This window comes from Aminobacter sp. P4_H6_2 (assembly GCF_056400805.1).
Genome location: NZ_JBFUKO010000498.1, coordinates 1 through 4,109, shown reverse-complemented (window position 1 = coordinate 4,109; position 4,109 = coordinate 1). Strand labels below are relative to the sequence as shown.

The 4,109-nt window shown below is 63.6% G+C and carries 5 protein-coding genes; 3 read left to right on the top strand and 2 right to left on the bottom strand.

Going from position 1 to position 4,109, the window contains the following annotated elements:
- Window positions 1-665: low temperature requirement protein A (locus tag AC1DUU_RS25180; RefSeq protein WP_476786101.1), on the top strand; the 665-nt coding region annotated here is incomplete at its 5' end.
- A gap of 53 nt (window positions 666-718) precedes the next feature.
- Window positions 719-1,345 (top strand): glutathione S-transferase family protein, encoded by a 627-nt coding sequence (locus AC1DUU_RS25175; RefSeq protein ID WP_476786100.1) that lies wholly within the window; start codon window positions 719-721, stop codon window positions 1,343-1,345.
- A gap of 1 nt (window position 1,346) precedes the next feature.
- Here AC1DUU_RS25175 and AC1DUU_RS25170 read toward each other — a convergent pair whose 3' ends face one another.
- Window positions 1,347-1,958 (bottom strand): HD domain-containing protein, encoded by a 612-nt coding sequence (locus AC1DUU_RS25170; RefSeq protein ID WP_476786099.1) that lies wholly within the window; start codon window positions 1,956-1,958, stop codon window positions 1,347-1,349.
- Between the two features lie 3 nt (window positions 1,959-1,961).
- Window positions 1,962-2,822: a CAF17-like 4Fe-4S cluster assembly/insertion protein YgfZ gene (gene ygfZ / locus AC1DUU_RS25165; RefSeq protein ID WP_476786098.1), complete on the bottom strand. Its 861-nt coding sequence runs from the start codon at window positions 2,820-2,822 to the stop codon at window positions 1,962-1,964.
- Between the two features lie 71 nt (window positions 2,823-2,893).
- Here ygfZ and AC1DUU_RS25160 point away from each other — a divergent pair.
- The coding region (locus AC1DUU_RS25160; protein ID WP_476786097.1) for a dihydroorotase at window positions 2,894-4,109 on the top strand (1,216 nt) is incomplete at its 3' end.

Sequence of the window (4,109 nt, the reverse complement as noted above, 5' to 3'; positions counted from 1 at the left end):
CCGCACTTGCCATCGAGCTGATCTCGCTGGCACTCGGCTTCTGGACACCGTGGCATGGCGCCTCGTCGACCGCCGATTGGGACGTCGACGGCGGCCATATGGCTGAGCGCAGCGCGCTGTTCATCATCATAGCGCTCGGTGAATCGATCCTGGTTTCGGGCGCGACCTTCGCCGAACTCGAATGGAACTGGATCAACCTCGCGGCATTCCTGACGACCTTCTTCGCCTCAGTCGCCATGTGGCTGATCTATTTCAACGTTGGCCAGGAGGTTGCGCATCACAAGATCGCCGAGGCCGCCGACAGGGGGCGGATCGCGCGCGTTGCCTATACCTACATTCCCGTCGTGCTGGTTGCCGGAATTATCGTGGTGGCGGTGTCGGACGAATTGGTGCTGGCCCATCCGCTCGGCAATTCTGAAGCCGCCGTGATCTGGACCTCGGTCGGCGGATCGGCGCTGTATCTGTTCGGCAATCTTTTGTTCAAGCGCTACGTCACTGGCAGGACACCGCTGTCGCATCTGATCGGCATCGCCATCCTCGCGGCCCTGGTGCCGCTCGCCAGCCACATGTCGCCGCTGCTTGTGGGTGCCGCGACGACCGTCGTGATGGTGCTGGTCACGGTGCTTGAACTGCGCGGCCAGCCGGGGCGGCATTCCAAGACTTGACTGCGGGCCGCCATGACCCTCCATTCGAACCATCAGATTTTGGAAAGCATCGCATGATCCTCATCGGCCAGTTTGACTCACCTTTTGTTCGCCGCGTCGGCGTAGCGCTCAGGCTTTACGGCCTGCCGTTCAAGCACGAGCCGTGGTCGGCCTTTGGCGACGCCGACAAGATCCGTGCCTACAACCCGCTGACGCGGGTGCCGACGCTGGTGCTTGATAATGGCGAGGTGCTGATCGAAAGCCATATCATCCTCGACTATCTCGACAGCCTGGCGCCCGCTGGGCAAGCGATGTTCCCCACGGCTGAGCCGGCCCGGCATCAGGCGTTGAAGATCGCCTCGCTGGCGATGGGCGTCGGCGAAAAGGCCGTCAGCCTGTTTTACGAAAAGCGGCTGCACACGCAGGTGTCGGACGTCTGGGTGGAGCGCTGTCGCACGCAGATAGCGTCGGTTCTCGAAGTGCTCGAAGCCGAGCGGACCAAGCGGGGCGGGGACTACTGGTTCGGCGACCGCATCGGTCATGCCGATATCGCAGTGACTGTCGTGCTGCGTTTCATCAATGACGCACATCAGGGGTTGCTGGATATGGCCGATTTCCCTGCACTCGCCAGGGATGCAGCACGGCTCGAGGCCATGCCGGTGTTCCAGGAGATCAGCCAGGAGTTCATCCCGCCGGCTTGAATTACCTGTAGCGCTGCTGTTCGATTACAGCGAAACGTTTGAGGAAAGCATCCTGCACGCGTTTTGCCGGCTGTGGCGCGAGATCGAGCCCATCGGCTGTGATGCCGCGCGGGCGCCCGAAGAACTCGGTTGCCTCTGAAACCGCAAAGCCGGCAAGCATCGTCGCCTCGAAATAGGCTGATATCTGGTCGGCGCGCTTGATGTCTTTCTTCAGGCCCTGTCCGATTTCGGTGGGCAGGCCGAAGCGCAAATGGATGGCATGCTGGAGGCGCTCCTCGCACGATTTGTAGCCGCCGCCGACCACCGATTTGAACGGCGAGATCATGTCGCCGATGACATATTCGGGCGCGTCATGCAGCAGCGCGGCAAGCTGCGCGTCGGGCGAAGCGTCCGGCTCGATGGCGCGAAAAATCTGYTCGACCAAAAGCGAATGCTGCGCCACCGAAAAGGCGTGGTCGCCGGAAGTCTGGCCGTTCCAGCGGGCGACACGCGCGAGGCCGTGCGCGATGTCAGATATCTCGATGTCGAGCGGCGAGGGGTCGAGCAGGTCGAGCCTGCGGCCCGACAGCATGCGCTGCCAGGCGCGCGGTGGGGCGCCGGGACGGTCGGCCATGTCTCAGGCTTCTTCCGCGCTGGTGGCTTCGGGATAGGTGAAGCTCGCCCAGGCGGGGATTTTAAGCGACACAACAATGTCGCCGGCGGTGATTTCGGTGCCGGCGTCGAGTGCCGCCTTGACCCTGTCGATGCGGGCGATGGCAAGGCCGCTGGCGCCCGAAGCGGAACCGAGCGTGCCCAAAACCTTGCCGTCGGCCTTGAGTTCGGTACCGGCGGCGGGCAGGTTCGAGCCGGCCGAAACGAGCAGCACGCGGCGGCGCGCCGTGCCGCGATGCTGCATGCGCGAGACGACCTCCTGGCCGATGAAGCAGCCTTTCTTAAAGCCGACCCCGCCCATCTGGTCGAGCAGCACGTCATGCGGGAAGGCGTCGCTCAGTGCGTAGTCGGGCCCGCTTTCAGCGACACCGTTGGCGATGCGGAAGGCATGCCAGTCGGCCTCACTGGCATCAGCAACGGGCGCATCGCCGTAGATACGGGTGACTGGCGTCGGAAAACGGCTGTCGCGGACGGTCTTGCTTGAATCAGTTTGCGAAGCGGCTGATTCGAATTGCCACGAAACGGCGACAACTGACTGATCCTGCTTGGAAATATCGGCCTTGGCGCGTAGTCGGTAAAGCATCAGGCGGCGGACGAAATCGTCCGCGATGTCGGCGCGACACTCCAGCCTGAGTGCGCTTTCGCCGCTTCGCGAGACCAGGAAATCGAACATGATCTTGYCTTGCGGGGAAAGCAGCGCGCCGGGTTTCGCCTCGTGCATGCCGAGTGCATCCAGATCAAGCGTCAGGATGTTTTGCAGGAAATGCTCGGCGTCGGGGCCGGAAACATCGATGATGGCGCGGTCTGCGAGGATGGCTGTCGGCATGGACCTGATCTTGCATTTCGGAGAGCCATTACGTAAGCCGCAGTCAATTCCCAGACAAGGGCACGCGCGACATGGCTACGACCTTCGATCTCATCCTCAAGGGCGGCACCGTCGTCAATCATGACGGCACCGGCGTCCGCGACGTCGGCGTGACCAATGGCAGGATCGCCGCCATCGGCGATTTGGGTAGCGCATCGGCCGGCGAGACCATCGACTGCCGTGGGCTGCACATCCTGCCCGGCGTGGTCGACTCCCAGGTGCATTTCCGCGAGCCAGGCCTCGAGCACAAGGAAGACCTGGAAACGGGTTCGCGCGCGGCCGTGCTCGGCGGCGTCACCGCCGTCTTCGAAATGCCCAACACCAACCCGCTGACGACCAGCGAAGCAGCACTCGCCGACAAGGTCAGCCGTGCGACGGCGCGCATGCATTGCGACTTCGCCTTCTGGGTTGGCGGTACGCGCGAGAACGCCAAGGATGTGGCCGAGCTGGAGCGCCTGCCGGGCGCGGCCGGCATCAAGGTGTTCATGGGCTCGTCGACCGGCGACCTTCTGGTCGAAGACGACGAGGGCGTGGCTTCCATCCTGCGCAATACGCGCCGCAGAGCCGCGTTCCATTCCGAAGACGAGTTCCGCCTGCGCGAACGCCTTGGCGAGCGCGTCGACAACGATCCGTCCTCGCACCCGATCTGGCGCGACGAGATCGCCGCCCTCCAGTGCACCGAGCGTCTGGTGCGCATCGCGCATGAGACCCGCGCGCGCATCCATGTGCTGCATATCTCTACGGCTGAGGAGATCGCCTTCCTCGAACACCACAAGGATGTCGCGACTTGCGAGGCGACGCCGCACCATTTGACCATGAGCTCGGACGACTATGCCAGGCTCGGCACGCTGCTGCAGATGAACCCGCCGGTGCGCAGCCCTCGCCATCGCGACGGCATCTGGCATGGCATCAGCCAGGGTTTGGTCGACGTGCTTGGCTCCGACCATGCGCCGCATACACTTGAAGAAAAGGCCAAGCCCTATCCGGCATCGCCTTCGGGCATGACCGGCGTGCAGACGCTGGTGCCGATCATGCTCGACCATGTGAACGCTGGAAGGCTGACGCTCGAGCGCTTCGTGGATCTCGCGAGCCACGGCCCGAACCGCATTTTCGGCATGGCACGCAAGGGCCGCATCGCCGCCGGCTATGACGCCGACTTCACCGTCGTCGACATGAAGCGCATCGAGACCATCACCAACGCCCAGGCTGGCTCGAAGGCCGGCTGGACCCCTTATGATGGCAAGCAGG